This is a genomic window from Pseudomonas aegrilactucae (genome assembly GCF_019168305.1).
Classification (GTDB): Bacteria; Pseudomonadota; Gammaproteobacteria; order Pseudomonadales; family Pseudomonadaceae; genus Aquipseudomonas; species Aquipseudomonas aegrilactucae.
This window is the reverse complement of record NZ_JAHTBI010000012.1, coordinates 1-22,686: the sequence shown is the minus strand read 5'-3', so window position 1 is coordinate 22,686 and position 22,686 is coordinate 1. Positions and strand designations below refer to the sequence as shown.

At 65.3% G+C, this 22,686-nt stretch carries 21 protein-coding genes; 11 read left to right on the top strand and 10 right to left on the bottom strand.

What is annotated here, in order from left to right; translation table 11 throughout:
- Window positions 1–423: 423 nt before the first annotated feature.
- Window positions 424–1,425 (bottom strand): restriction endonuclease, encoded by a 1,002-nt coding sequence (locus KUO17_RS05360; protein ID WP_217974119.1) that lies wholly within the window; start codon window positions 1,423–1,425, stop codon window positions 424–426.
- A 218-nt stretch (window positions 1,426–1,643) separates the two neighbouring features.
- Here KUO17_RS05360 and mdcA point away from each other — a divergent pair, with 218 nt between their 5' ends.
- From mdcA to madM, 9 genes are all read left to right on the top strand, one after another.
- A complete protein-coding gene (gene mdcA, locus KUO17_RS05355) occupies window positions 1,644–3,317 on the top strand; it encodes a malonate decarboxylase subunit alpha (protein ID WP_217974118.1) in 1,674 nt (557 codons plus the stop codon).
- Window positions 3,317–4,192: a triphosphoribosyl-dephospho-CoA synthase gene (locus KUO17_RS05350; protein WP_217974117.1), complete on the top strand. Its 876-nt coding sequence runs from the start codon at window positions 3,317–3,319 to the stop codon at window positions 4,190–4,192. Before mdcA ends, KUO17_RS05350 begins: the two co-directional genes overlap by 1 nt.
- Window positions 4,192–4,491 (top strand): malonate decarboxylase subunit delta, encoded by a 300-nt coding sequence (locus KUO17_RS05345; protein WP_217974115.1) that lies wholly within the window; start codon window positions 4,192–4,194, stop codon window positions 4,489–4,491. Before KUO17_RS05350 ends, KUO17_RS05345 begins: the two co-directional genes overlap by 1 nt.
- Window positions 4,484–5,338, top strand: coding sequence for a biotin-independent malonate decarboxylase subunit beta (locus tag KUO17_RS05340; protein WP_217974113.1), 855 nt, complete (start codon window positions 4,484–4,486; stop codon window positions 5,336–5,338). Before KUO17_RS05345 ends, KUO17_RS05340 begins: the two co-directional genes overlap by 8 nt.
- Window positions 5,335–6,138: a biotin-independent malonate decarboxylase subunit gamma gene (mdcE, locus tag KUO17_RS05335; protein WP_217974112.1), complete on the top strand. Its 804-nt coding sequence runs from the start codon at window positions 5,335–5,337 to the stop codon at window positions 6,136–6,138. The genes KUO17_RS05340 and mdcE overlap by 4 nt, the downstream gene beginning before the upstream one ends.
- A gap of 137 nt (window positions 6,139–6,275) precedes the next feature.
- Window positions 6,276–6,896: a malonate decarboxylase holo-ACP synthase gene (locus KUO17_RS05330; RefSeq protein ID WP_217974110.1), complete on the top strand. Its 621-nt coding sequence runs from the start codon at window positions 6,276–6,278 to the stop codon at window positions 6,894–6,896.
- Window positions 6,893–7,816, top strand: coding sequence for a malonate decarboxylase subunit epsilon (gene mdcH, locus KUO17_RS05325; protein WP_217974109.1), 924 nt, complete (start codon window positions 6,893–6,895; stop codon window positions 7,814–7,816). The genes KUO17_RS05330 and mdcH overlap by 4 nt, the downstream gene beginning before the upstream one ends.
- Before the next feature lie 67 nt (window positions 7,817–7,883).
- Window positions 7,884–8,297, top strand: a complete 414-nt coding sequence (gene madL, locus KUO17_RS05320) for a malonate transporter subunit MadL (protein ID WP_217974107.1) — start codon at window positions 7,884–7,886, stop codon at window positions 8,295–8,297.
- A 1-nt stretch (window position 8,298) separates the two neighbouring features.
- A complete protein-coding gene (gene madM, locus KUO17_RS05315) occupies window positions 8,299–9,063 on the top strand; it encodes a malonate transporter subunit MadM (RefSeq protein ID WP_217974106.1) in 765 nt (254 codons plus the stop codon).
- Window positions 9,064–9,065: 2 nt separating this feature from the next.
- On the opposite strand, the gene KUO17_RS05310 is transcribed toward madM, so the two are convergent.
- The 9 genes from KUO17_RS05310 to KUO17_RS05270 form a co-directional block, all read right to left on the bottom strand.
- Window positions 9,066–9,989 (bottom strand): LysR family transcriptional regulator, encoded by a 924-nt coding sequence (locus tag KUO17_RS05310; RefSeq protein WP_217974104.1) that lies wholly within the window; start codon window positions 9,987–9,989, stop codon window positions 9,066–9,068.
- A 164-nt stretch (window positions 9,990–10,153) separates the two neighbouring features.
- Window positions 10,154–10,585 carry a DUF4265 domain-containing protein gene (locus KUO17_RS05305; protein ID WP_217974102.1) on the bottom strand — a complete coding sequence of 144 codons (432 nt, stop codon included), beginning with the start codon at window positions 10,583–10,585 and terminating at the stop codon, window positions 10,154–10,156.
- Between the two features lie 279 nt (window positions 10,586–10,864).
- A complete protein-coding gene (locus tag KUO17_RS05300; RefSeq protein ID WP_217974101.1) occupies window positions 10,865–12,178 on the bottom strand; it encodes an MFS transporter in 1,314 nt (437 codons plus the stop codon).
- A gap of 89 nt (window positions 12,179–12,267) precedes the next feature.
- Window positions 12,268–13,488 (bottom strand): fumarylacetoacetate hydrolase family protein, encoded by a 1,221-nt coding sequence (locus KUO17_RS05295; protein WP_217974099.1) that lies wholly within the window; start codon window positions 13,486–13,488, stop codon window positions 12,268–12,270.
- Between the two features lie 22 nt (window positions 13,489–13,510).
- Complete coding sequence (locus tag KUO17_RS05290; RefSeq protein WP_217974097.1) at window positions 13,511–14,572, bottom strand: Ldh family oxidoreductase; 1,062 nt, start codon at window positions 14,570–14,572, stop codon at window positions 13,511–13,513.
- Window positions 14,565–16,151: an aldehyde dehydrogenase (NADP(+)) gene (locus KUO17_RS05285; RefSeq protein ID WP_425274829.1), complete on the bottom strand. Its 1,587-nt coding sequence runs from the start codon at window positions 16,149–16,151 to the stop codon at window positions 14,565–14,567. The genes KUO17_RS05290 and KUO17_RS05285 overlap by 8 nt, the downstream gene beginning before the upstream one ends.
- 38 nt (window positions 16,152–16,189) lie before the next feature.
- Window positions 16,190–17,737, bottom strand: coding sequence for a UxaA family hydrolase (locus KUO17_RS05280; RefSeq protein WP_217974094.1), 1,548 nt, complete (start codon window positions 17,735–17,737; stop codon window positions 16,190–16,192).
- A gap of 163 nt (window positions 17,738–17,900) precedes the next feature.
- Window positions 17,901–18,869, bottom strand: a complete 969-nt coding sequence (locus KUO17_RS05275; RefSeq protein WP_217974092.1) for a LysR family transcriptional regulator — start codon at window positions 18,867–18,869, stop codon at window positions 17,901–17,903.
- Between the two features lie 34 nt (window positions 18,870–18,903).
- Complete coding sequence (locus KUO17_RS05270; protein ID WP_217974091.1) at window positions 18,904–19,851, bottom strand: LysR substrate-binding domain-containing protein; 948 nt, start codon at window positions 19,849–19,851, stop codon at window positions 18,904–18,906.
- A 102-nt stretch (window positions 19,852–19,953) separates the two neighbouring features.
- Between KUO17_RS05270 and KUO17_RS05265 the strand changes: the two genes are divergently transcribed.
- Entirely contained in the window at window positions 19,954–21,267 is a 1,314-nt protein-coding gene (locus KUO17_RS05265) for an L-fuconate dehydratase (protein WP_217974090.1), read from the top strand.
- Between the two features lie 68 nt (window positions 21,268–21,335).
- Window positions 21,336–22,649 carry an MFS transporter gene (locus KUO17_RS05260; RefSeq protein WP_217974089.1) on the top strand — a complete coding sequence of 438 codons (1,314 nt, stop codon included), beginning with the start codon at window positions 21,336–21,338 and terminating at the stop codon, window positions 22,647–22,649.
- The last annotated feature ends 37 nt before the right edge of the window (window positions 22,650–22,686 follow it).

Genomic DNA, 22,686 nt, shown 5'->3' with positions numbered 1-22,686 from the left:
TACGCGCCGGAGAATGTTTGGCCTGCCGCCGCTTTTCGGCAAGTTGATCGGAGCATCCCTAGATCCATCACTGCCCGGCAACTCACTACAGAACAAGCTCCCACGTAAAACGTTTTTTCGAACGATTCGATCATCTCCCCAGCGATTAGACTAGCGCTCACTCCTCGACAGGTTACCGCTACACCTACGATCTGAGCGCAGATGCGAGGAATAGCTAAGGATTTGGCATCCAGTTGGTATCCTAGCTATAGAAGCCAAAATACTTTTTTGATAAAAATCAATATCTAATACTTACGATTCAAATTACCCCGGCTCTAAAGACGTCCACGGACGCCTTTTCGTGTCTGAACCAGCAAAATCGAGAGGGCATGCGCTACTTGGCCCCATAGCGCATATTTATTCCCAAGCCGCTCAGGAAGATTTTTAAGCAGGCACATAAAAGTAGCTCAACGGCACCAACCGCTTGGTCTCCGGATCAGTCGCTGGGTAATGCGCCATCAACGTACGTGCCAGTTCATCCAACGTCCACATCGTCAGATGCACATTGGCCCGCTCTCCTTCATACAGCGCCTCTTTAGTGAATCCGCCAGTACTGACGTACAGCCCTCGATCATCCTTATGCCTACCGCCCAGAAAGCTACGAATTTCGTTGCTTCCCATGCGGGCACTCCGATGCTTGACCTCTACCACAATGCGCGGTGGCTCAAACCCGAATCCGTCGGGAGAGGCAATGATGTCTTTGCCCCGATCGGCGCCAGCCGGTGATACGAGCGTCTTGTAACCCATCGCTCGCAGGATTCCTGCCACCAGTTCCTGCATCTCCGCCCAGTCCAGACTGTTGATCTGGTCCTTGATGCGCTCGAAAGCGATCTCCTGAACACCCTTCAACGGATCTTCCAGAGCTTCTACATCTTCAATAGCATCTTGAGGCACAGCGGAGACGTTTCTACCCGTAGCAAGAGCCAGCAACTCCTTCTGGGCATCCTCCGCAACATTAAATACAGTCAGCGTAGACCCCAGGCTGTTTCTGCTGGCACTGGTAAGCTTGTCGCGATCAACCTCCTGTGCATACCACTCAACAGGTCTAGTCAAAGACATACCATCATCTGCCAGATCAGTGCGCAGCTGGCACGCCCCGGTGAAGCGGCCCACCAAGTAGGTCCGGTTCGCAGGGGAGTATGTAACGACCGTATCGCCTATGTTGATTTCGTTAACGAAACGGAATACCTGCGAAGCACCCGATACGGCACTCGCGTCCTTTATCCCTGGTTGAAGATCTTTATACGCCTGGATCAAAGCCTTGCGAGAAACGCCGGGCTTGGCCTCCAGCGCTAGTTGAGCCCATCCAATGGCTGCGAAATTGCGATCTCTGAAATCGTCATAGAGACGACCGCCGTCACCTCGGATCATCCACATCGTTGGCATGCTGATACTCATTGTTTCCACGAAATCGAGGCGAGAATGTAGCAATGGTGATGGCCTTTGTGAATGAAAAGCGCTGCACAACACCGCATCGTTACCTAACGCCACCAGGAATCCCACAACCATTACCCTAACCGTAACAATCCCCCACCCACCTTGATTGATCCCCCCACCTCCCCACCCTACTGTGCACCCACGACAGCGAACTGCGTGGAGCCATCATGACAACAACATCCTCCCCTGAACCGCGCTGGTCCCAGCGCCGCAGCCAGAAGCAGCAGCGTCTGGCCCAGGTACAACACCTCGCCGACGGCGTGGTCCTGCCCACCGAAAGCATCGTCCAAGCGCTGGAAGCCCTGATCCGCCCCGGCGACCGCGTGGTGCTGGAGGGCAACAACCAGAAGCAGGCCGACTTCCTCTCCCGCTCCCTGGCCAAGGCCGACCCCGCCCGCCTGCACGACCTGCACATGATCATGCCCAGCGTCGGCCGCGCCGAGCACCTGGACCTGTTCGAACACGGCATCGCACGCAAGCTGGACTTTTCCTTTGCCGGCACCCAGAGCCTGCGCATCAGCCAACTGCTCGAAGACGGCCTGCTGGAAATCGGCGCCATCCACACCTATATCGAGCTCTACGCGCGTCTGGTAGTCGACCTGATTCCCAACGTGGTGCTCTCGGCCGGCTTCATGGCCGACCGCGCCGGCAATATCTACACAGGCCCCAGTACCGAAGACAGCCCGGCGCTGATCGAACCGGCGGCCTTCAGCGACGGTGTCGTCATCGTCCAGGTCAACCAACTGGTGGACGATGTCAGCGAACTGCCCCGCGTCGATATCCCCGCCTCGTGGGTCGATTTCGTGGTGGTGGCCGACAAGCCCTTCTATATAGAGCCGCTGTTCACCCGCGACCCGCGCCATATCAAGCCGGTGCACGTGCTGATGGCGATGATGGCGATCCGCGGTATCTACGAAAAACACAATGTGCAGTCGCTCAACCACGGCATCGGCTTCAACACCGCCGCCATCGAGCTGATCCTGCCCACCTACGGCGAATCCCTGGGGCTCAAGGGCAAGATCTGCCGGCACTGGACGCTCAACCCGCACCCCACGCTGATCCCCGCCATCGAAAGCGGCTGGGTACAGAGCGTGCACTGCTTCGGCACCGAGCTGGGCATGGAGCAGTACATCGCCGCACGCCCGGACGTGTTTTTCACCGGGCGCGATGGCTCGCTGCGCTCCAACCGGATGGTCTGCCAACTGGCCGGGCAATACGCGGTCGACCTGTTCATCGGCGCGACCCTGCAGGTGGACGGCGACGGCCATTCCTCCACGGTGACCCGTGGCCGCCTGGCCGGTTTCGGCGGTGCACCGAACATGGGCCACGACCCGCGCGGCCGGCGTCACGCCACCCCGGCGTGGCTGGACATGCGCCAGGCCGGCGATGCCCCTGAAGCACTGCTGGAACGCGGCAAGAAGCTGGTGGTGCAGATGGTCGAGACCTTCCAGGAAGGCGGCAAGCCCACCTTCGTCGACACCCTCGACGCCGTCGAGGTGGCGAAGAAAAGCGGCATGCCACTGGCGCCAATCATGATCTACGGCGATGACGTGACTCACCTGCTCACCGAGGAGGGCATCGCCTATCTGTACAAGGCGCGCTCGCTCGAAGAGCGCCAGGCAATGATCGCAGCCGTGGCCGGGGTCACCGCGATCGGCCTGCGGCACAACCCTGCCGACACCGCGCGCCTGCGTCGCGAAGGGCTGATCGCGCTGCCCGAAGACCTCGGCATCCGCCGCACCGACGCCACCCGCGAGCTGCTGGCGGCCAAGAGCGTGGCCGACCTGGTGCAGTGGTCCGACGGCCTGTACAACCCGCCCGCCAAGTTCAGGAGCTGGTAATGCACGCACTCGACCTGCAACCCCAGGCGCTGTCACGCGCCGAGCAACTGGCCGACTTCGCGGTGGATGCGCTGATCGACGAGGCCGAACTGTCGCCCAAGCCCGCCCTCGTCGACCGGCGCGGCAATGGCGCGCACCACGACCTGCACCTGGGCCTGATGCATGCCTCGGCATTGTCGCTGTGGCCGATGTTCAGGCAGATGGCAGAAGCCGCCCAGCAACTGGGCAGCATCGGCCTGCCGCTGCGCGAAGCCCTTGGGCAGCTCGGCCGCGAGGGCGAGCAGGCCATGCTGCGCACCACCGGCGGGGTCAACACGCACAGGGGCGCCATCTGGGCGCTGGGCCTGCTGACGGCAGCGGCCGCGTTGCCAGGGGCTACGCCCCGCGCCGGTGGCCTGGCGATGCGGGCGGCGCAACTGGCATTGCTCCACGACCGCGATGCCCCGCGCCAGGCCAGCAACGGCAGCGCGGTGGCGCAACGTTATGGCGTCGGCGGCGCACGCGAACAGGCCCAGCAGGCGTTCCCGGCGGTACTGCACCACGGGCTGCCACAGCTGCGCGCCAGCCGCCTGGCCGGCCACGGCGAGCAAAGCGCACGCCTGGACGCGCTGCTGGCGATCATGACCCAACTGCACGATACCTGCGTGCTGCACCGCGCCGGCCTGCCCGGCCTGCAGGCCATGCATCAAGGCGCGCAGGCGGTACTCGACCACGGCGGCAGCGCCAGCCTGGCCGGCCGGCGCCGGCTGCTGGCGCTGGACCAGCAACTGCTGGCCCTGAACGCCTCGCCAGGGGGCGCGGCCGACCTGCTCGCCGCCTGCCTGCTGATCGATCGCCTGGAGCAAAACCACGGTTTCACCGAGGGAGACAACTGATGGAAACCCTGAATTTCGAATTCGCCGCCGGCCAGCCGGCCCGCGGCCGCACCCTGGTCGGCTGTGTCAGCTCCGGTGACCTGGAGGTACTGCTGGAGCCGAACGTGGCAGGCACCCTGTCGATCCAGGTGCTGACCTCGGTGAACGGCAGCGCAGCACGCTGGGAACATCTGTTTACCCGCCTGTTCGAGGGCCGCACCCCGGCGGCCATGAGCATCCGCATTCATGACTTCGGCGCCACCCCGGGCGTGGTACGCCTGCGCCTGGAACAGGGCTTCGAGGAGATCGGCCATGACTGAGCACAGTACCCACCTGCTGCAGCAGCGCAGCTTCGTCGAACTGGGCGCGCGCCAGCGTGCGCGGGCATTGCTTGACGCAGGCAGTTTTCGTGAACTGATCGGGCCGTTCGACGGCCTGATGTCACCCTGGCTTGAGCGCCAGGGCGTGGTACCCCAGGCCGACGACGGCGTGGTGATCGCCAAGGGCACGCTGGACGGCGAGCCGGTGGTGATCGCCGCCATCGAAGGCGGGTTCCAGGGCGGCAGCCTGGGCGAAGTGGGCGGCGCGAAGATCGCCGGCGCACTGGAACTGGCCGCCGAGGACAACCGCAACGGCATCCCCACCCGCGCACTGCTGTTGCTGGAGACCGGTGGTGTGCGCCTGCAGGAGGCCAACCTGGGGCTGGCGGCGATTGCCGAGATCCAGGCGGCGATCGTCGACCTGCGCCAATACCAGCCTGTGGTGGGCGTGATCGCCGGCAGCGTCGGCTGCTTTGGCGGCATGTCGATTGCCGCTGGCCTGTGCAGTTACCTGGTCGCCACCCGCGAGGCACGTCTGGGCCTGAATGGCCCGCAAGTGATCGAACAGGAGGCGGGTATCGATGAATATGACGCACGCGACCGGCCTTTTATCTGGAGCCTGACTGGCGGCGAGCAGCGCTTTGCCAGCGCCTTGGTAGACCGCTATGTAGCTGACGATGTGGCGCAGATCCGTGATCAGGTGGCCGAGCTGCTCGCCCTCGGGCTGCCTGCCACCCACCGCAGTCAACGTCACGCCTGGTTCACCGCGCGCCTGGCGCAGCTGGATGCCGAACCGCAGATCACCCCGGCGGCGGTGCGCACCGCCTATCAAGGAGAACGCCCATGAGCACCCCTTCCCTGCGTGGCCTGAACTGGTTCGCGGCCCTGAGCGACAACGCCCCGACCCTGCCGGGCCTGCCCGCCTCGCTGAAGGTCGCCGATGTACAGCTTGGCGATCAGCCGGCGCGCCTGCTGTGCGTGGTACCTGACGCGCATAACCGTTTCGTCCGTGCCCGCGACGGCGAGGTCGGCCTGCTCGAAGGCTGGGGGCTGGCGCAAGCCGTGGATCAGGCGATCGAAACCGACCGAGCGCAACTACACAAGCGGGCGCTGGTGGCGATCGTCGACGTGCCAAGCCAGGCCTATGGGCGGCGCGAGGAAGCGCTGGGCATTCACCAGGCACTGGCCGGCGCGGTCGACAGCTATGCACGGGCGCGGCTGGCGGGGCACCCGGTGATTGGTCTGCTGGTGGGCAAGGCGATGTCCGGGGCGTTTCTGGCGCATGGGTATCAGGCCAATCGGCTGATCGCGCTGCGTGACCCGGGGGTGATGGTACATGCGATGGGCAAGGCATCGGCGGCGCGGGTCACCTTGCGCAGCGTCGAGGAGCTTGAAGCCCTGGCGGCCAGTGTGGCGCCAATGGCGTATGACATCGACAGCTATGCCAGCCTTGGCCTGCTGTGGGAGACGCTGGAGGTGGAGCGCATCGAGACGCCCACGGCAGACGATGTGCAGCGCGTGCGCGACTGCGTGTTGCAGGCGGTACGTGATGTGCGAGCGGGCGGCAGTGATCTGCGCGGTCGCCTTGGGGCCAGCAACCGGGCGGCGTCGAGCCGGGTGCGCGAGTTGCTGCGGGCACAGTGGTAAGGGCCTGACACCGCGTCGTGCCCTTCGCTGGCAAGCCAGCTCCCACAGGAACCCCACCGGTTTCCAGAGCGCTGATGATCCTGTGGGAGCTGGCTTGCCAGCGAAGGCGGCGACGCGGTCCAACAGAGGAATACACCATGCAGCTGACAGCCATCCCCCTGCCCCACGACCTGCTCTGGGGCATGGCCCCAGCCCACCTGCCGCCCCACGCGCCGCAGTGGGCCATCGAAGCGCTGCGCCTGGGGCAGCCGGTGGTCGTGCGGCGCGCCGTGGTCGCCTCCGACTGGGTTGCTGTCGGCATTCGCGGGGCGTCCCGCGAACAACGCCTGGCAGCCGTCATGCCCCTGGACGCCATCGAGCGTATCGTGCAACCCGAACACCTCACCCACCTCGCACCGGCCACCGCGCACTGGCCGGCGCTGCACACAGTGCACCACCTGCGCCCGCTGCTCGACGCCCTCGGCCTGCCCTGGGGCATCAGCGGCAGCGCCGGCTTCGAGCTGGCCAGCGGCATTGCAGCCGTGCACGCAGACAGCGACCTGGACCTGATCCTGCGCGCCGAACTACCGCTAAGCCAGCCATTTGCCGCGAACCTGCTCGCCCAGTTGCAAGGCCATGCCTGCCGCGTCGACCTGCAGGTGCAGACGCCGCTGGGCGCCGTAGCCCTCGCCGAACTGGCAGGCTCGCGCCCTCAGGTACTGCTCAAGTGCGCAGAGGGTGCACGCCTGGTCGACAGCCCCTGGCAGGTGGCGGCATGAGCAGCCTGCTGGTGTTCCCCGGCCAGGGCGCGCAAACGCCCGGCATGTTGCAGCGCCTGCCGGCCCTGGCGCCCGTGCGCGACACCCTGCAGCAGGCCAGCGACGTGCTCGGCCAGGATGTGCTCAGCCTCGACACTCCAGAGGCCCTGGCCAGCACCCGCGCCGTGCAGCTGTGCCTGCTGATCGCCGGCACCGCCTGCGCGCGCCTGCTGCCAGCACCGGATTACGTGGCCGGGCTGTCCATCGGCGCCTATGCCGCTGCCGTCGCGGCCCAGGCGCTGAGCTTTGACGATGCACTGCGCCTGGTCAGCCTGCGCGGCGATCTGATGCAACGCGCCTACCCCCAGGGCTTTGGCATGACCGCTGTGATGGGCCTTGAGCAGCGCGCGCTGGAAACCCTGCTGGCCCAGGTTCACAGCCCGCACACGCCGGTCTACCTGGCCAACATCAATGCCGACAACCAACTGGTCATCGCCGGCAGCGACGCGGCCATGGCCACCGTGGCCGCCCTCGCCAGGCAACAGGGTGCCGGCATGGCCAGGCGCCTGGCGGTGAGCGTGCCGTCACACTGCACCCTGCTCGAACAACCGGCCCAGGCGCTGGCCGAAGCCTTCGCCAGCATCACGTTGCAGGCCCCGCGCCTGGGCTACCTGAGCAGTAGCAGCGCACGCCTGCTGCGCACCCCCGAACACCTGCGCGACGACCTGGCCTGGAACATGTGCCGCCAGGTCGACTGGCGCGCCACCGTGCAAAGCGCCTGCGAGCGCGGCGTGCGCCTGCAGATCGAGCTGCCGCCGGGCGCGGTGCTCACCGGCTTGTCCCGTCGGGTACTGGAACAAGGTACTGTCGTCGCGTTCGACAGTGCACGTCTCGATACCCTCCAGTCACTGCTGCACAAGGAGAACCACCCCACCCTGTAGACACCGGCTGCTGCTTCGAAGAACAACAACAAGCAACTTCGACCCTGCACTATTGAGGCTTACAACAATGATTATTTACGGTGTGGCATTACTGGCGATCTGCACGCTGGCTGGCGTGATCATCGGCGACCTGCTTGGCGTACTGCTGGGCGTGCAATCCAACGTGGGCGGCGTGGGCATCGCCATGATCCTGCTGATCTGTGCGCGGCTGTACATGCAGCGCAACGGCGGCATGAGCAAGGAGTGTGAGCTGGGCGTCGGTTTCTGGGGCGCGATGTACATCCCGGTGGTGGTGGCCATGGCCGCACAGCAGAACGTGGTCACCGCGCTGCATGGCGGCCCGGTCGCGGTGCTGGCGGCAATAGGTTCGGTCGTGCTGTGCGGGGCGACCATCGCCCTGATCAGCCGTACCCACAAAGGTGAGCCGTTGCCGGACGAACCGCTCGACACCGCGGTACCTGCTGCTGCAGGGGGGCGCTGACATGTGGACCATGATCGAGAAAGCCCTGGAACACAACGGCCTGATCACCGCCTTCGCCTTCGTCGGGGTGATCATGTGGGTGTCGGTAGTGCTGTCCAGGAAACTGACCTTCGGGCGGGTGCACGGCTCGGCCATCGCCATCGTCATCGGCCTGGTACTGGCCTGGGTCGGCGGCACCCTCACCGGCGGGCAGAAGGGCCTGGCGGACCTGGCGCTGTTCTCCGGCATCGGCCTGATGGGCGGCGCCATGCTGCGTGACTTCGCCATCGTCGCCACCGCGTTCGAGGTGCAGGCCACCGAGGCGCGCAAGGCCGGCATGATCGGCGCAGTGGCGCTGCTGCTGGGCACGATACTGCCGTTTATCGTGGGGGCCAGTGTGGCCTGGCTGTTCGGCTATCGCGATGCCGTGAGCATGACCACCATCGGTGCGGGCGCGGTCACCTACATCGTGGGGCCGGTGACGGGTGCTGCGATTGGTGCCAGTTCCGACGTGATGGCACTGTCGATCGCCACCGGCCTGATCAAGGCCATCCTGGTGATGGTCGGCACGCCGTTCGCGGCACGCTGGCTGGGGCTGGACAACCCGCGCTCGGCGATGGTCTTCGGCGGCCTGGCCGGTACTGTCAGCGGCGTGACCGCAGGCCTTGCCGCCACCGACCGGCGCCTGGTGCCCTATGGTGCGCTCACCGCCACCTTCCACACCGGCCTGGGGTGCCTGCTCGGCCCTTCGCTGCTGTACTTTGTGGTGCGCGCGATGGTGGGCTGAGGTCAGTCGGCCTGCGCATGCCGGGTGGCGTACATCCGGCATTCGGCCAACAGTGCCAACAGGTTGGGGTCACGCTCCTTGGCCTTGAGAAACACCACGCCGATGTGTTGCTGCAAGCGATAGCGTTGCTGCAGCGGGATCAGCTTGACGCGGTTCTCGTACACCGCGGCAATGCGCCCCGGCAGCAACGCATACCCTACCCCCGAACTGACCATGCTGAGCAGGGTGAAGATGTCGTTCACCTGCATCGCCACACGCGGTTCGAAGCCGGCCTGCTGGAACACCCGCACACCGTCCTGGTGGGTGGCAAAGCCCTGGGTCAGGGTAATGAAAGTAGCGTCGCGCAGATCGCTCAGGTCGACTTCTGCCTGGCCTGCAAACGGCGAATCGGCCGGTGTTGCCAGGAAGATATCGTCGCTGAACAGCGCAAGCTGCTCGCAGTCGGGGTCGTTGATGCTGTCATCCAGTGACACCAGGATCGCATCGGTCTCCATGTTCTTGAGCTTGTACAGCAGGTCGATATTGGAGCCCATGATCAGGTCGATATTGAGTTCGCTGCGGCGAATCTTCAGGCCCATGATCAGCTGCGGCACCGTCTTGACCGTCAGTGAATAGAGCGAGCCGAGCCTGAAACGCTCCGCCGAGAAGCCGGCCGCTTCGCGGGTCAGGCGTACGCTCTCGTGCACGTCCTGTATCAGCTTCTGCGCCCGCTCCTCCAGCACATAGGCGCTTTCCAGCGGCGTGAGGTTGCGCCCTTCGTGCTTGAACAACGGGCAGCGCAGCGCGCTTTCCAGCGAATGAATGGCGCGGTGCACACTGACGTTGCTGGTATCGAGTTCGGCGGCTGCACGCCCCAGGTTGCCGGTGCGCATGAACGCCAGGAACACTTCGAGCTTCTTCAGCGTCAGCGCTTCGTCGATCAGCATTCAAGGGCTCCATGATGCAGAGGCAGGGGGCTTGACGATACTGACAGCGGGCCTGGCTGTCGAGGCTGCACTTGCCCCCCGTACGTTGACCACGGGTGTACCGCGTGCAAGCATCCGCCTAAGATGCGGGGCGCAACCGAGTGCACGTGCACGGCTAAGCAGCCCTATTGGCGCAGCAGGCCGCTCTCGTAATCCAGGCAGCCCTGCTCGAACTGCACATCCAGCAGCGCGAGCACGGCATCGAGCGAGACGCTCGGGCCAATGTTGAGCGAATAGAAATGCGCGCTGCACCCCTCCCACGTGCAACCCAGGGCCGTGATGGCGTCGAGCACTGCTGGCATGCCGGCATAGCCTGGTTGCATGAAGATCACCCTCACCGTGCTGTTGCCACTGGGCTTGACCACAGCCTCGAAGCGCAGCGTGCCTTCTGTACAGCGCGTCACCGACACTTCATCGTCCAGGCACACCTCGTGGCTGTAGAACGGAATGTTGCGCACACAGTACGTGCCGTCCGGCAAGGGCTCGGCCCACATGCGCTCGGCGCTGACCGGCGGGTAGTCGTCGATGACCTCGAGTTGGAAAACGATCTTTTGCATGGTGTCCTTCGTTGCCACCACAGTGGCAGCCTCCCGATGCGGCGTCGTGCCTTCATCGCAACGCCATGATCCTGCCGCCGACTCGGGCAATTTGCAATCTGCGCGCGCCAATCTCTCAAGCCAGGTCATTGATATCGAAGGTTTTTTCTACACAACGGGCCGGCACCGCTTACAAGAAGGCCCTCGACACCGCGAACGACTGGTGTTCGCTGCTGTGCCTTGAGGGGCAGAAGCGCATGCGGGCACACATCACGCACTTCTGCCCGAAGGCCGACACCCCTACTCGGTAACCGCCGCCATCTGCACAGGCGCCACATCAGCACCACCGATCGGCGCCTTGAGCAACAGGAAGTACGCCAGCGCCGAACACAACGCCACCACCGCGCTGATCATGAACGCCGTATTGAACGATCCCGAATACTGGATGCTGAACCCGGTCACGATCGGCGCCACGGAACCTGCAATGTAACCGCCAAAGTTCTGGATCGAGCCGAACGAGGCCACCCGCGGGCTGTCGACGATGGTGTTGACGATCATCCACGCCGTGGCACTGGCCATGTTGATGCTGAACAACGCCAGGCACAGCAGGATGATGCAACCGGTCAGCCCGCTCACGTACGACAACGGCAAGGTGAACAGCGCCGCCAGCACCAACCCGGTGATCACGCTGAACTTGCGGGCGGCCAGGATGCCCATGCCACGGCGCACCAGCACGTCACAGAAGCGCCCTGCCACGATGGTGCCCAGCGCACCAAACCCATACGCCAGCGACACCACCCAGGCGGTGCTGTACAGGTTCAACCCGTGCGCACGCTCGAAGTAGCCCGGCAACCAGGTCAGGTGCAGCCACAGCATGTAGATCACACCCATGAAACCCAGTACCGCGCCCCAGGTGCTGCGGTGCTTGAACAGGTCGAGCCAGCCGGCAAAATACGACACCTTGGGCGCCTGCGGGTCGGCCACCGGCAACACCGGTGCCTCGCTGCGCAATGGCTGGCCCTGCGCCGCCAGCTCGGCCAGGTACTGCGCCTTGCTCTTGTAGAACATCAACCAGCACAGCGCCAGCACGATGCCGATCACACCGGTGATGATGAACATGCCACGCCAGCCGAAGTTGACCATGAACAGCGTCAGCAACGGCGGCGCCAGGCAGGGCCCAAGGCAGGTCGAGGACCACACGATGCCGGTCGGCGTGCCACGCTCGTTGGCATCGAACCACTCCGACAGGGCCTTGGCGGCCGACGGGAACATCGGCGCCTCGCCGATCCCCAGCAGCACGCGCAGCCCCATGAAGCCGCTGAAGCTGTTGACCAGCCCGCACAGCGACTGCGCCACCGACCAGGCCAGCAGCGAGGCGCCCAGGGCGATCTTGCTGCCCAGGCGGTCGATGATCAGGCCCAGTGGCAACTGCGCGAACGCATAGGCCACGGAGAACGCCGACAACAGGATGCCCATCTGCGAAGGGCTGATCAGCATGTCGCGCTGGATCGAGGTGTTGGCAATCGACAACGCGCTGCGGTCCAGGTAATTGACGATGCCGATCAACAACAGAAACACGACGGTGATGCGTTGGTACTTCTTCAGTGCGTTCATCTGATGGCCTTTATTATTGTTGTGGCGGCGTTGGCAAGCGCCGAGGCGATCCTTCAATCACACAGCTTCATCCATGGGGGCACTGCACCTTACTGCGGCTGGCGTGCACGTACCGCCACCGCCAGCAGATCACGCCGACTCAGGCTGTCGATCAGCTCGCGCAGGCCGAAAGTCCACTGCGGCGCCAGGTCGCTGGTGGTGACACGGTTGCACAGGCTGCCCAGCAACGGGTTGCTGATGGTCACCACGTCACCCAGCTTGTGAGTGAAGCCGCCACCCGGCTGGTCGCGGTCCTGCTTGGGCGCGAACAGCGTGCCCAGGAACAGCACCAGGCCATCGGGATACTGATGGTTTTCATTGAGCGTCTGCTGCACCAGGTCCACCGGGTCGCGGCTGATCTGGCGCATCGAACTGCGGCCCTGCAACACGAAACCGTCCTGGCCTTCCACGCGCAGGTCCACTTCGGCGGCGCGCACGTCGTCCAGGCTGAAGGTCTCGTCGAACAGGCGCAGCAACGGGCCCAGCGCGGTGGAGGCATTGTTGTCCTTGGCCTTGGACAGCAGCAAGGCACTGCGCCCTTCGAAGTCGCGCAGATTGACGTCGTTGCCGAGCATGGCGCCCTGGATAGTGCCGTTGCTGGACACCGCCAGCACCACCTCAGGTTCGGGATTGTTCCAGCTCGATTTGGGGTGCAGGCCGATATCGGCGCCATGACCGACCGCCGACAGCGGCTGGGCCTTGGTGAACACTTCGGCATCCGGGCCGATACCCACTTCCAGGTACTGCGACCACATGCCCTGCTCCACCAGCACGGCGCGCAAGTCTTCTGCTTGCTGCGAGCCCGGCACGATACGCGACAGGTCGGCGCCGATACGGCTGGCCAGGGTGTCGCGGATCGCATCGGCCTTGGCCGGGTCGCCCTTGGCCTGTTCTTCGACCACGCGCTCCAGCAGGCTGGCGGCGAAGGTCACACCAGCCGCCTTGACCGCTTGCAGGTCGATCGGCGCGAGCAACCACGGCAAGCCGTCATCACGCTGGCTCGGGTCGCTGTTGGCCAGCAGGGCCGGCAGTTCGATCAGGGCCTGGCCCAGAGGCAAGGCACGCAGGTACGCGGCCGGATCGGGCAGTTCAAGCAAGGCCGACATCGTCGCCACATGGTGGCTGATGTCGTGTACCGCGCCAGCCCTGACCAGCACCACCGCAGGGCCCTGCGCGGGCAGCCATACACGCCCTACCCAGCTGCCGGTGTCGAAGGCGGAGATAGCGTTGTTCAGAGCCAGTGGCGCGTGCGCCGGGATAGTCGTTGTCATGTCTGTACTCTTGTTGTCGTTGTCAGTCAGTGGAAAGGGGTGCCAGTTGCAAACGGGCAGCCGTCTGGTCGAGCGCGGCGAGCACCGCCGGAGACAGGCTCACGCCTTCGCGCAATGCCTGTTCGCGCAGCTTCAGGCCGGCCTGACCGGGCAGGCGCACCGGGCGCTGCGGGTCGACCGGGCGGCTGCCCAGCACCAGCCGGCCGAGAAAACCGGTTTCATCGGTAAATGCCTGCAGCCCGCCGAAAAAGCGTGGGTCGATCACCACGGCGGTGGCCGAAGCGCCCCATTGCTGCGGCGCATCCTTGCGGCCATGACCGGCCAGGCCGGACGTCAGCGCCTCGACCATCAGCGCCAGGGCAAAGCCCTTGTGCCCGAAGGCCTGGCCGCCCAGCGGCAGCAGGCTGCCCTGGGGCGTGGTGAAAAAGTCGCGAGGGTCGTTGCTCGGCTCACCCTGGTTGCTCATCAGCACATCGTGCGCCAGCGTGGTACCGGCATCCCGACACTGGCCGACCAGGCCCAGGGTGACGCTGGACATGCTCACATCCAGCAGGATCGGCTCGCCCTCGGTGGGAATGCCGGCAGCAATCGGGTTGGGGGTGTAGATCGGGTCGATGCCGCCCTGTGCGCACACCAGCCCCACCGACGGATCGGAGGAATACACCACGGCCATCAGGCCGCGGTCGGTGTAGGGCTTGAGGTAAGCCGCCAGGCAGCCGATGTGCGAGGCACGGCGCACCACCGCAATGCCGATGCCTTGCGCTGTCGCCCCGTGCGCAGCGCTGGCCAGGGCCCGCTCCACGCAATACGGGCCGAGCAGGTAATGGCCATCGAACACGCTGGCCACGCCACTGTCGCTGAGCTGCTCCAGGTCTTGCGCACGCGCCTTGACCTGCCCGTCCAGCACCCCCGCAACATAACGGCTGACCAGGTTCAGGCCATGGGTGCGATGCCCCAGCAGCTCGCCTTCGAGCAGCACGCGGGTGACCACCTGCGCCACCTCGGCATCCGCCCCTGCCCGCTCGAACAACTGCTCCACAAAGCGGGTGATGCTCGCGACGTCATGGCGCCGGGTGTCAGTCATGGCCGAGTGCCTGGTCACTGTGCTGGCCATCGACCAGGCGCTGGATACCCAGCGGGTTGGCGTTCTTCAGCGCGTCGGGCAGCAGCGCGTCGGGTACGTTCTGGTAGCACACCGGGCGCAGGAAGCGGTCGATGGCCAGGGTGCCCACCGACGTGCCACGGGCATCGGAGGTGGCCGGGTACGGGCCGCCATGCACCATCGCGTCACACACCTCTACACCGGTCGGGTAACCGTTGACCAGCACCCGCCCGACCTTCTCTTCCAGCACCCCGAACAGCGGGGCAAAGGTCGACAGGTCCTGTTCATCGGCCAGCAAGGTCGCCGTCAGCTGGCCGCGCAAGGCGCTCACCGCGCGCAGCAGTTCGGCTTCGTCCGCCACCTGGATGACGAGGGTGCACGGGCCGAACACCTCTTCCTGCAACAGTTCGTCCTGTTCCAGCAGCAGGCTTGCATCAGCGCCGAACAGGTGCGGCTGCGCCTGGTTGCCGGCCTGGGCCTGGCCGCTCAGGTGCTGCACGCCCGGATGCGCGAGCAGCGCCTGCAGGCCCTTGCCGTAGCTGGCCAGGGTGCCGGCGTTGAGCATGGTCTGCGGCGCTTGCTCGGCCAGGTGCCCGCCCAGTTGCTCGATGAACGCCGTGAAGGCTGCCGAGCGGATGCCCAGCACCAGGCCCGGGTTGGTGCAGAACTGGCCACAGCCCTGCACCACCGACCCGGCCAGCTCCCTGGCGATTTGCGCGCCACGGTTCGCCAGCGCCTGCGGCAGTACCAGCACCGGGTTGATGCTCGACATCTCGGCGAACACCGGGATCGGTTGCGGCCGTGCCGCGGCCATGTCGCACAAGGCACGCCCACCCTTGAGCGAGCCGGTGAAGCCGACCGCCTGGATACCCGGGTGCTTGACCAGCGCTTCGCCGACACCGGCGCCGAAGATCATGTTGAACACGCCGGCCGGCATGCCGGTTTTCTCCGCGGCGCGCTGCAAGGCCTCGGCCACTTTTTCTGCCGTGCCCATGTGCCCGCTGTGGGCCTTGAACACCACCGGGCAACCGGCGGCCAGGGCCGCTGCGGTATCGCCACCGGCGGTGGAAAACGCCAGCGGGAAGTTGCTCGCGCCGAACACCGCTACAGGCCCTACGCCGATACGGTACTGGCGCAGGTCCGGACGCGGCAGTGGCGTGCGCTCAGGCAGTGCCTGATCGATGCGCGCCCCATAGAAGTCGCCGCGGCGCAGCACCTTGGCGAACAGGCGCATCTGCCCGCTGGTACGGCCACGCTCGCCCTGGATACGCGCGCTCGGCAGCGCAGTTTCCTGGCAGGTCAAGGCGACGAACGCATCGCCCAGGCCGTCCAGTTCGTCGGCGATGGCTTCGAGAAACGCGGCACGGCGCACCGCAGGCAGGTTGCGATATGTCGCGAAGGCCGCCGTCGCAGCGTTCACCGCCTGGTCGACCTCGGCCAGGGTTGCCTGATGAAAACCGCCCGGCAGGCGTTCGCCGGTGTGTGCATCGACGCTGTAGACCAGGGTGTCGCCCAGTGCGCTGCGCTGGCCTGCGATAAAGTTGTGTCCGGAAAATGGCATGTGCATGTCGCCTCGAAAAAGGGGGTGGGAAGGTTCGATCAGGTCACGGCGCCGATCTGCCAGGGCACGAACTCGTTCTGCCCATAGCCGTGTTGTTCGCTCTTGCTGCGCTCGCCCGAGGCGATGCGCAGCATCTGTTCAAAGATGTAGGCACCGCACTGCTCGATGCTGGTGCTGCCGTCGGCAATGCCGCCGCAGTTCACGTCCATGTCTTCCTGCTGGTGCTCGAACACGCGGTTGTTGGTGGCCAGCTTGATCGACGGGGCCGGCGCACAGCCGTAGGCCGAACCGCGCCCGGTGGTGAAGGCGATCAGGTTGGCGCCGCCGGCGACCTGGCCGGTGGCCGAGACCGGGTCGTAGCCGGGGGTGTCCATGAACACCAGGCCCTTGGCCGTGACCGCCTGGGCGTACTCGTACACGTCCACCAGGTTGCTGGAGCCGGCCTTGGCCACGGCGCCCAGGGATTTTTCCAGGATGGTGGTGAGGCCGCCGGCCTTGTTGCCCGCCGAGGGGTTGTTGTTCAGTTCGGCGTTCATGCGCTGGCAGTAGGCTTCCCACCAGTGGATGCGGGCGATGAGTTTTTCGCCCACCGCCTGGCTCACCGCACGACGCGTGAGCAGGTGCTCGGCGCCGTAGATTTCCGGGGTTTCGGACAGGATCGCGGTGCCGCCGGCGGCCACCAGGCGGTCCACCGCGTTGCCCAGCGCCGGGTTGGCGGTGATGCCCGAGTAGCCATCGGAGCCGCCGCACTGCAGGCCGACGACAAGGTGGCGTGCACTGACCGTCTCGCGCTGCACCTGGTTGGCCTCGGCCAGCAGCGCCTTGACCTGCTCGATGCCCGCCGCGATGGTCTTGGAGGTGCCGCCCACTTCCTGGATGCTGAAGGTGCGCAGCTGGGCGCTGGCCGTGAGGCCCTGGGTCTGCAGCAGGCCCTCGATCTGGTTGGTCTCGCACCCCAGGCCGATGATCAGCACCGCGGCAAAATTGGGGTGCACTGCATAACCACCGAGGGTACGGCGCAACAGGCCCAGCGACTCGCCGGCCGGGTCGACCGCGCAACCGGCGCCGTGGGTCAGTGCTACCACGCCATCGACATTGGGGAACGCGGCAAGCGCCTCGGGGTGTATGTCACGGCGGAAATGATCGGCCACGGCGCGGGCCACGGTAGCCGAGCAGTTGACCGAGGTGAGGATGCCCACATAGTTGCGCGTGGCCACGCGCCCGTCGGCCCGCACGATGCCCTGGAAGAAGGCCTCGCGGCTGGGGCTGGCGTTCGCATCGGCACCAAAGGCGTAGTCACGGGCGAAGTCGCCCATCTGCACGTTGTGCACGTGTACATGCTCGCCGGCCTCGATGGGCTGCGAGGCAAAACCGATGATCTGGCCATAGCGGCGCAGCGGCTGGCCCTGCTCCACGCGCTGGCTGGCGACCTTGTGGCCGGAGGGGATCGGCTGGCGCACGCTGAGCGCCTCGTCCTCCAGATGCAGGCCGGCAGGCAGTGCCTGGCGGGCAATCAGCACGTTGTCCAGGGGGTTGAGGCGAATCACGGCAGCGTCACTGTCGCGTGTCTTGGCAATCAGGTGCATGGGACCTCTCAGGGCACTACGGCGTACTTCTTGTTATGGCGTCACGCCCGTTGTGTGCCGGGCGAATCTGCCATGACTGTACGAAGCCCTGCGCCGTATTCCCAATGAGATGATCCGATCAACCAATAACCTATGGTTATCGACACATCAAATCAATCACACTTTATAAATCGCTGTCACTGACCTCCTGAGCGCTGCGCTGCTGTGCGAACGCCAGCAGAATGTCCGCGAATTCCCGTGCCGAGCCTGTCAATGGCTCATCCTTGCGCGTGATGATGCCGTACTCCAGCGGCGCCAGGCGCAGCGGCGTCTGCAGTTCCTTGAACTGGCCGCTGGCCAACTGCGCAGCGACCATCGAGCGTGGCAGCATGGCGATCATCGGCCCCGACTGCAGCAGTTGCAGGAACATCGGCATCGAGATGGTATCGACGCTGTCGGCGGGGGTAGCGATGTTGGCCGCGCGAAACGCCAGCTCCAGCCGCTCGCGGATCGGCGTGCCGACCGGGTACAGCACCCACGGCCAGTCACCCAGCGCCTCCACGGGCGTGACGTCAAGCTGGTTGAGCGGGTGGCTGCTGTTGACCACCAGCGCAAAGGGCTCGGGCTCCAGCGCCTGGAAGTCGAACACCAGGCCATAGCGCGGCTCGGTGAAGCGGCCGATCATCAGGTCGAGCTTGTTCTGTTCGAGCATCGTCAGCAGGTAGTCGCTGGACTGCTCTACCACCTCGATCGACAGCAGCGGGCTGCGCGCCTTGATCGCAGCGATGGCCTGGGGCAGCACCACCGAGGTGGCGGCAAAGATCCCGCCCACCTTGATATAGCCGTGCCCGCCCTTGCGCAGCCGGTTGACCTGGTCGACGAAGGTGTGCGAATCGGCCAGCACGTTCTGCGCATAGCGCACCACGTACTCGCCCAGTTCGGTCGGCGGCATGCTGCGCGGCAGGCGCTCGAACAGGGCAAAGCCGAACTGTTCCTCGAGGTCGCGCAGCATCTTGCTCAGGGCCGGCTGGCTGAGGTTCATGCGTGCGGCGGTGGTGTGCATGTTGCGCGTGCGCGCCAGGGTATCGATCAGCACCAGGTGCTTGAAGCGCACCCAGTTGCAGAAGCTGGAGTGGGTAATGTCGGTTGGCATCAGCGCCCGGCCCCTTGAAGGTGATGGTGCATGTTCATTGCGCCCGCAGGTAATGCAGCAAGGTGTTGAGCGCCACCGAGCGCGGCCGCGAGCGCAGGGTCAGCAAGCCCAGGTTGACCATGGTGATGGGCAGCTCGACCGGCAGGATGGCGACCATGCCGTAGCGCGCATAATGCTCGGCCACGTCGTTGGGCACCACCGCGATCATGTCGGAGGCTTCGAGCATGGCGGTGGTCGCCAGGATCGAGGCGGTTTCGACGATGTCCAGCGACTGCACCATGCCACCGGCCTGCAGCGCGCTTTCCACCCGACGGCGCATGGGGCTGCCGATCGGGTGCAGGACCCAGGTCAGCGTCACCAGGTCGGCCAGTTGCAACGCCGCCGCACCGGCCAACGGGTGCCCTGCCCTGGCCACCACGCGCATCTGCTCACCGATGTCGAACAGTTCGATGTCCAGGTCCTGGCTGTCGCCCTGGTCCGGCAGGCGCCCCAGCACCACATCGAAATCACCCCGCAGCAATGCCGGCAGCAACATGTCGCTGGTACCCACCTCGATATTGATGCGCACCTTGGGGTGGTCGCGCTTGTAGGCCAGCACCGCTCCGGTCAGCAGGCGCGGCACCGGGCCCATCACCGTGCCCACCCGCACCAGGCCCATGGCCCCGCGCGCCAGCTCCGCGATCTGCGCCTGGGCGTGTTCGAACTCGTGCAGCGCGCCCTGGGCGTAGCGGATCATCACCTCGCCGTACAGGGTCGGCTGCATGCCCCGGGGCAGGCGCTCGAACAGGCGCACCCCCAGGCGTTCCTCCAGTTGCTGCAACAGCAGGCTGGCGGCGGGCTGGGTGGTGTGCATCGCGGCGGCGGCGCGGCGCAGATTGCCGAACTCGCCCAGGGCATTGAGCAAGGTGATCTGCCGGCTGGAGATCTTCAGTGCACCCAGGCTGCGCGGCAGCAGTGGGTCGGCATCGGGTATCAGAGGCATATCGAATTTGGTATCCCTGCTTAGGAAACCGCGATTATGCACGTATCGCTCGGCGACCTACAGTCGGGTCTTCCAAGTGGTCACCGAGAACAAGAGCCCACCATGAGCATTCGAATTACACACCTGAGCGTTCGCGACATCCGTTTCCCTACTTCGCTGTCGCTGGACGGCTCCGACGCGATGAACAGTGCACCGGACTATTCGGCCTCCTATGTAGTACTGCACACCGACGTCGGCGGCCTGGAAGGCCACGGCCTGACCTTCACCATCGGGCGCGGCAACGAGATCTGCGTCGCGGCCATCGAGTCACTGGCGCCGCTGGTGGTCGGCCTGACGCTGGAAGAGATCACCGCCGACATGGGCGCGTTCTGGCACAACTTCACCGTGGGCGACAGCCAGCTGCGCTGGTTGGGCCCGGAAAAAGGCGTGATCCACCTGGCCACCGCCGCCATCGTCAACGCGCTGTGGGACCTGTGGGCCAAGCACGAAGACAAGCCGGTGTGGAAGCTGCTGGCCGACATGACGCCCGAGCAACTGGTGCGCTGCCTGGACTTCAGCTACGTCACCGACGTGCTCACCCCCGAGGAGGCTATCGCGCTGCTGCGCCGCAATGCGCCGGGCAAGGCCGAGCGCGAGGCGCAGATGCTGCGTGAAGGCTACCCCGGCTACACCACTGCCCCGGGCTGGCTGGGCTACAGCGAAGAGAAGATGCGCCAGCTGACCCGCGAAGCGGTGGCCGATGGCTGGACCCACGTCAAACAGAAGATCGGTGCCAACCTGGAAGACGACATTCGCCGCGCCGGCATCCTGCGTGACGAACTGGGCTGGGAACGCACCCTGATGATGGACGCCAACCAGGTCTGGGGCGTGGACGAGTCGGTGGCCAACATGCGCCGCCTGGCCGCCTTCGCGCCGCTGTGGATCGAAGAACCGACCAGCCCCGACGACATCCTCGGCCATGCCAGCATCCGCCAGCGCATTGCGCCGATCGGCGTGGCCACGGGTGAGCATTGCCACAACCGGGTGATGTTCAAGCAGATGTTCCAGGCCGGTGCGCTGGATTTCTGCCAGCTGGATGCGGCGCGCCTGGGTGGGCTGAACGAGGTGCTGATCGTGCTGCTGATGGCGGCCAAGTACGACGTGCCGGTGTGTCCGCACGGCGGGGGTGTCGGTTTGTGCGAATACGTGCAGAATATCGCGCTGTTCGACTACATCGCCGTCTCGGCCTCGCTGCACAACCGCGTGCTGGAGTACGTCGACCACCTGCATGAACACTTCATCGACCCGGTGGTGATCCGCCGCGGCCGCTACATGCCACCCAAGCGCGCTGGCTACAGCATCGAAATGCACGCTGAAACACTGGAGCGCTACCAGTATCCCAACGGCCAGGTGTGGCTCGATATCGCCCGCACCTGATCGCTACGCTCGCCCGCTGCCGCCCTGCGCGGCAGCGGGCCAGACCATCAATACCGGGGTTAACAATAATGACAATCCTCAATACCGCCACCGTGGCAGACGCGCCCGCCGTGCCTGCCGAAAAACGCCTGAACAACCTGCTGCTGCGCAAACTGCTGCCCTTGCTCGTGATCGTCTACGTGATGAGCTTTCTGGACCGCACCAACATCGCCCTGGCCAAGGCCAGCATGGGCATCGACCTGGGCCTTTCCGCCGCGGCCTACGGCCTGGGTGCCGGGCTGTTCTTCCTGACCTACGCGCTGGCCGAAGTGCCGAGCAACCTGATCATGCACCGGGTGGGCGCGCGGTTCTGGATCACCCGCATCATGATCACCTGGGGCCTGCTGTCGGCCGGCATGGCGTTCGTGCAGGGCGAGACCTCGTTCTACGTCATGCGCCTGCTGCTGGGGGTGGCCGAGGCCGGCCTGTTCCCGGGCGTGATGCTGTACCTGACCTACTGGTTCGACCGCGAACAACGTGCACGTGCCACTGGGTATTTCCTGCTGGGTGTGTGCCTGGCCAACATCCTCAGCGGGCCGCTGGGGGGTGCGTTGCTGCAGATGGACGGGCTGCTGGGCTGGCATGGCTGGCAGTGGCTGTTCGTCATCGAAGGCTTGCCGGCGGTTGCATTGGCCTATGTGGTGTGGAAAAAGCTGCCGGATGGCCCGGCCTCGGCCAAATGGCTGTCGGCCGCCGACAAGCGCGACATCGAACAGCGTCTGAGTGCGGAAAAGGCGGCTGCGCCGCCGCAGACCCGCTTGAGCCAGATGTTCCGTGACAAGCAGATCTGGCTGGCGATCGCGGTGTACTTCGTGCACCAGATCACCATCTACACCGTGATCTTCTTTCTGCCGGGGATCATCGGCACCTATGGTTCGCTGTCGCCGTTCGAGATCGGCCTGCTGACGTCGGTGCCGTGGATAGCCGCCGCGATTGGTGCGGCGACCTTCCCGCGGCTGGCGACCACGCCGACGCGTTGCCGGATGATCATGTTCTTTGGCTTGCTGACCATGGCGGCGGGGCTGGTGATCGCATCGTTTTCCAGCTCGTTCATCGGTTTGGTGGGCTTCTCGCTGACAGCGCTGATGCTGTTCGTGGTGCAGTCGATCATCTTCGTGTTTCCGTCCAGCCGCTTGAGCGGCAGTGCATTGGCGGCGGGCCTGGCGTTCGTGACCATGTGCGGGTTGTTCGGCGGGTTCGTCGGGCCGTCGGTGATGGGCTTGATCGAGCAGACCACTGGCAGCACCCGCAATGGGTTGTGGGTGATCGCCGGGTTGCTGGTGCTGGCGGCATTGATCAGCACGCGGTTGCGCCAGGGGCAGGAGGAGAACGCACAGGCTTGATCTGATGTCGGCGGCGCGTCCTTCGCTGGCAAGCCAG

What these genes read in the sequence shown, in the direction of transcription:
- KUO17_RS05270 (WP_217974091.1), bottom strand. Translation starts at nt 19,851, where the DNA reads ATGCCTCTGATACCCGATGCCGACCCACTGCTGCCGCGCAGCCTGGGT.
- KUO17_RS05310 (WP_217974104.1), bottom strand. Translation starts at nt 9,989, where the DNA reads ATGCTGATCGACGAAGCGCTGACGCTGAAGAAGCTCGAAGTGTTCCTG.
- KUO17_RS05290 (WP_217974097.1), bottom strand. Translation starts at nt 14,572, where the DNA reads ATGACTGACACCCGGCGCCATGACGTCGCGAGCATCACCCGCTTTGTG.
- KUO17_RS05360 (WP_217974119.1), bottom strand. Translation starts at nt 1,425, where the DNA reads ATGCCAACGATGTGGATGATCCGAGGTGACGGCGGTCGTCTCTATGAC.
- KUO17_RS05265 (WP_217974090.1), top strand. Translation starts at nt 19,954, where the DNA reads ATGAGCATTCGAATTACACACCTGAGCGTTCGCGACATCCGTTTCCCT.
- KUO17_RS05330 (WP_217974110.1), top strand. Translation starts at nt 6,276, where the DNA reads ATGCAGCTGACAGCCATCCCCCTGCCCCACGACCTGCTCTGGGGCATG.
- mdcE (WP_217974112.1), top strand. Translation starts at nt 5,335, where the DNA reads ATGAGCACCCCTTCCCTGCGTGGCCTGAACTGGTTCGCGGCCCTGAGC.
- mdcA (WP_217974118.1), top strand. Translation starts at nt 1,644, where the DNA reads ATGACAACAACATCCTCCCCTGAACCGCGCTGGTCCCAGCGCCGCAGC.
- KUO17_RS05295 (WP_217974099.1), bottom strand. Translation starts at nt 13,488, where the DNA reads ATGACAACGACTATCCCGGCGCACGCGCCACTGGCTCTGAACAACGCT.
- KUO17_RS05280 (WP_217974094.1), bottom strand. Translation starts at nt 17,737, where the DNA reads ATGCACCTGATTGCCAAGACACGCGACAGTGACGCTGCCGTGATTCGC.
- KUO17_RS05350 (WP_217974117.1), top strand. Translation starts at nt 3,317, where the DNA reads ATGCACGCACTCGACCTGCAACCCCAGGCGCTGTCACGCGCCGAGCAA.
- KUO17_RS05260 (WP_217974089.1), top strand. Translation starts at nt 21,336, where the DNA reads ATGACAATCCTCAATACCGCCACCGTGGCAGACGCGCCCGCCGTGCCT.
- madM (WP_217974106.1), top strand. Translation starts at nt 8,299, where the DNA reads ATGTGGACCATGATCGAGAAAGCCCTGGAACACAACGGCCTGATCACC.
- madL (WP_217974107.1), top strand. Translation starts at nt 7,884, where the DNA reads ATGATTATTTACGGTGTGGCATTACTGGCGATCTGCACGCTGGCTGGC.
- KUO17_RS05285 (WP_425274829.1), bottom strand. Translation starts at nt 16,151, where the DNA reads ATGCCATTTTCCGGACACAACTTTATCGCAGGCCAGCGCAGCGCACTG.
- KUO17_RS05305 (WP_217974102.1), bottom strand. Translation starts at nt 10,585, where the DNA reads ATGCAAAAGATCGTTTTCCAACTCGAGGTCATCGACGACTACCCGCCG.
- KUO17_RS05300 (WP_217974101.1), bottom strand. Translation starts at nt 12,178, where the DNA reads ATGAACGCACTGAAGAAGTACCAACGCATCACCGTCGTGTTTCTGTTG.
- KUO17_RS05340 (WP_217974113.1), top strand. Translation starts at nt 4,484, where the DNA reads ATGACTGAGCACAGTACCCACCTGCTGCAGCAGCGCAGCTTCGTCGAA.
- KUO17_RS05345 (WP_217974115.1), top strand. Translation starts at nt 4,192, where the DNA reads ATGGAAACCCTGAATTTCGAATTCGCCGCCGGCCAGCCGGCCCGCGGC.
- KUO17_RS05275 (WP_217974092.1), bottom strand. Translation starts at nt 18,869, where the DNA reads ATGCCAACCGACATTACCCACTCCAGCTTCTGCAACTGGGTGCGCTTC.
- mdcH (WP_217974109.1), top strand. Translation starts at nt 6,893, where the DNA reads ATGAGCAGCCTGCTGGTGTTCCCCGGCCAGGGCGCGCAAACGCCCGGC.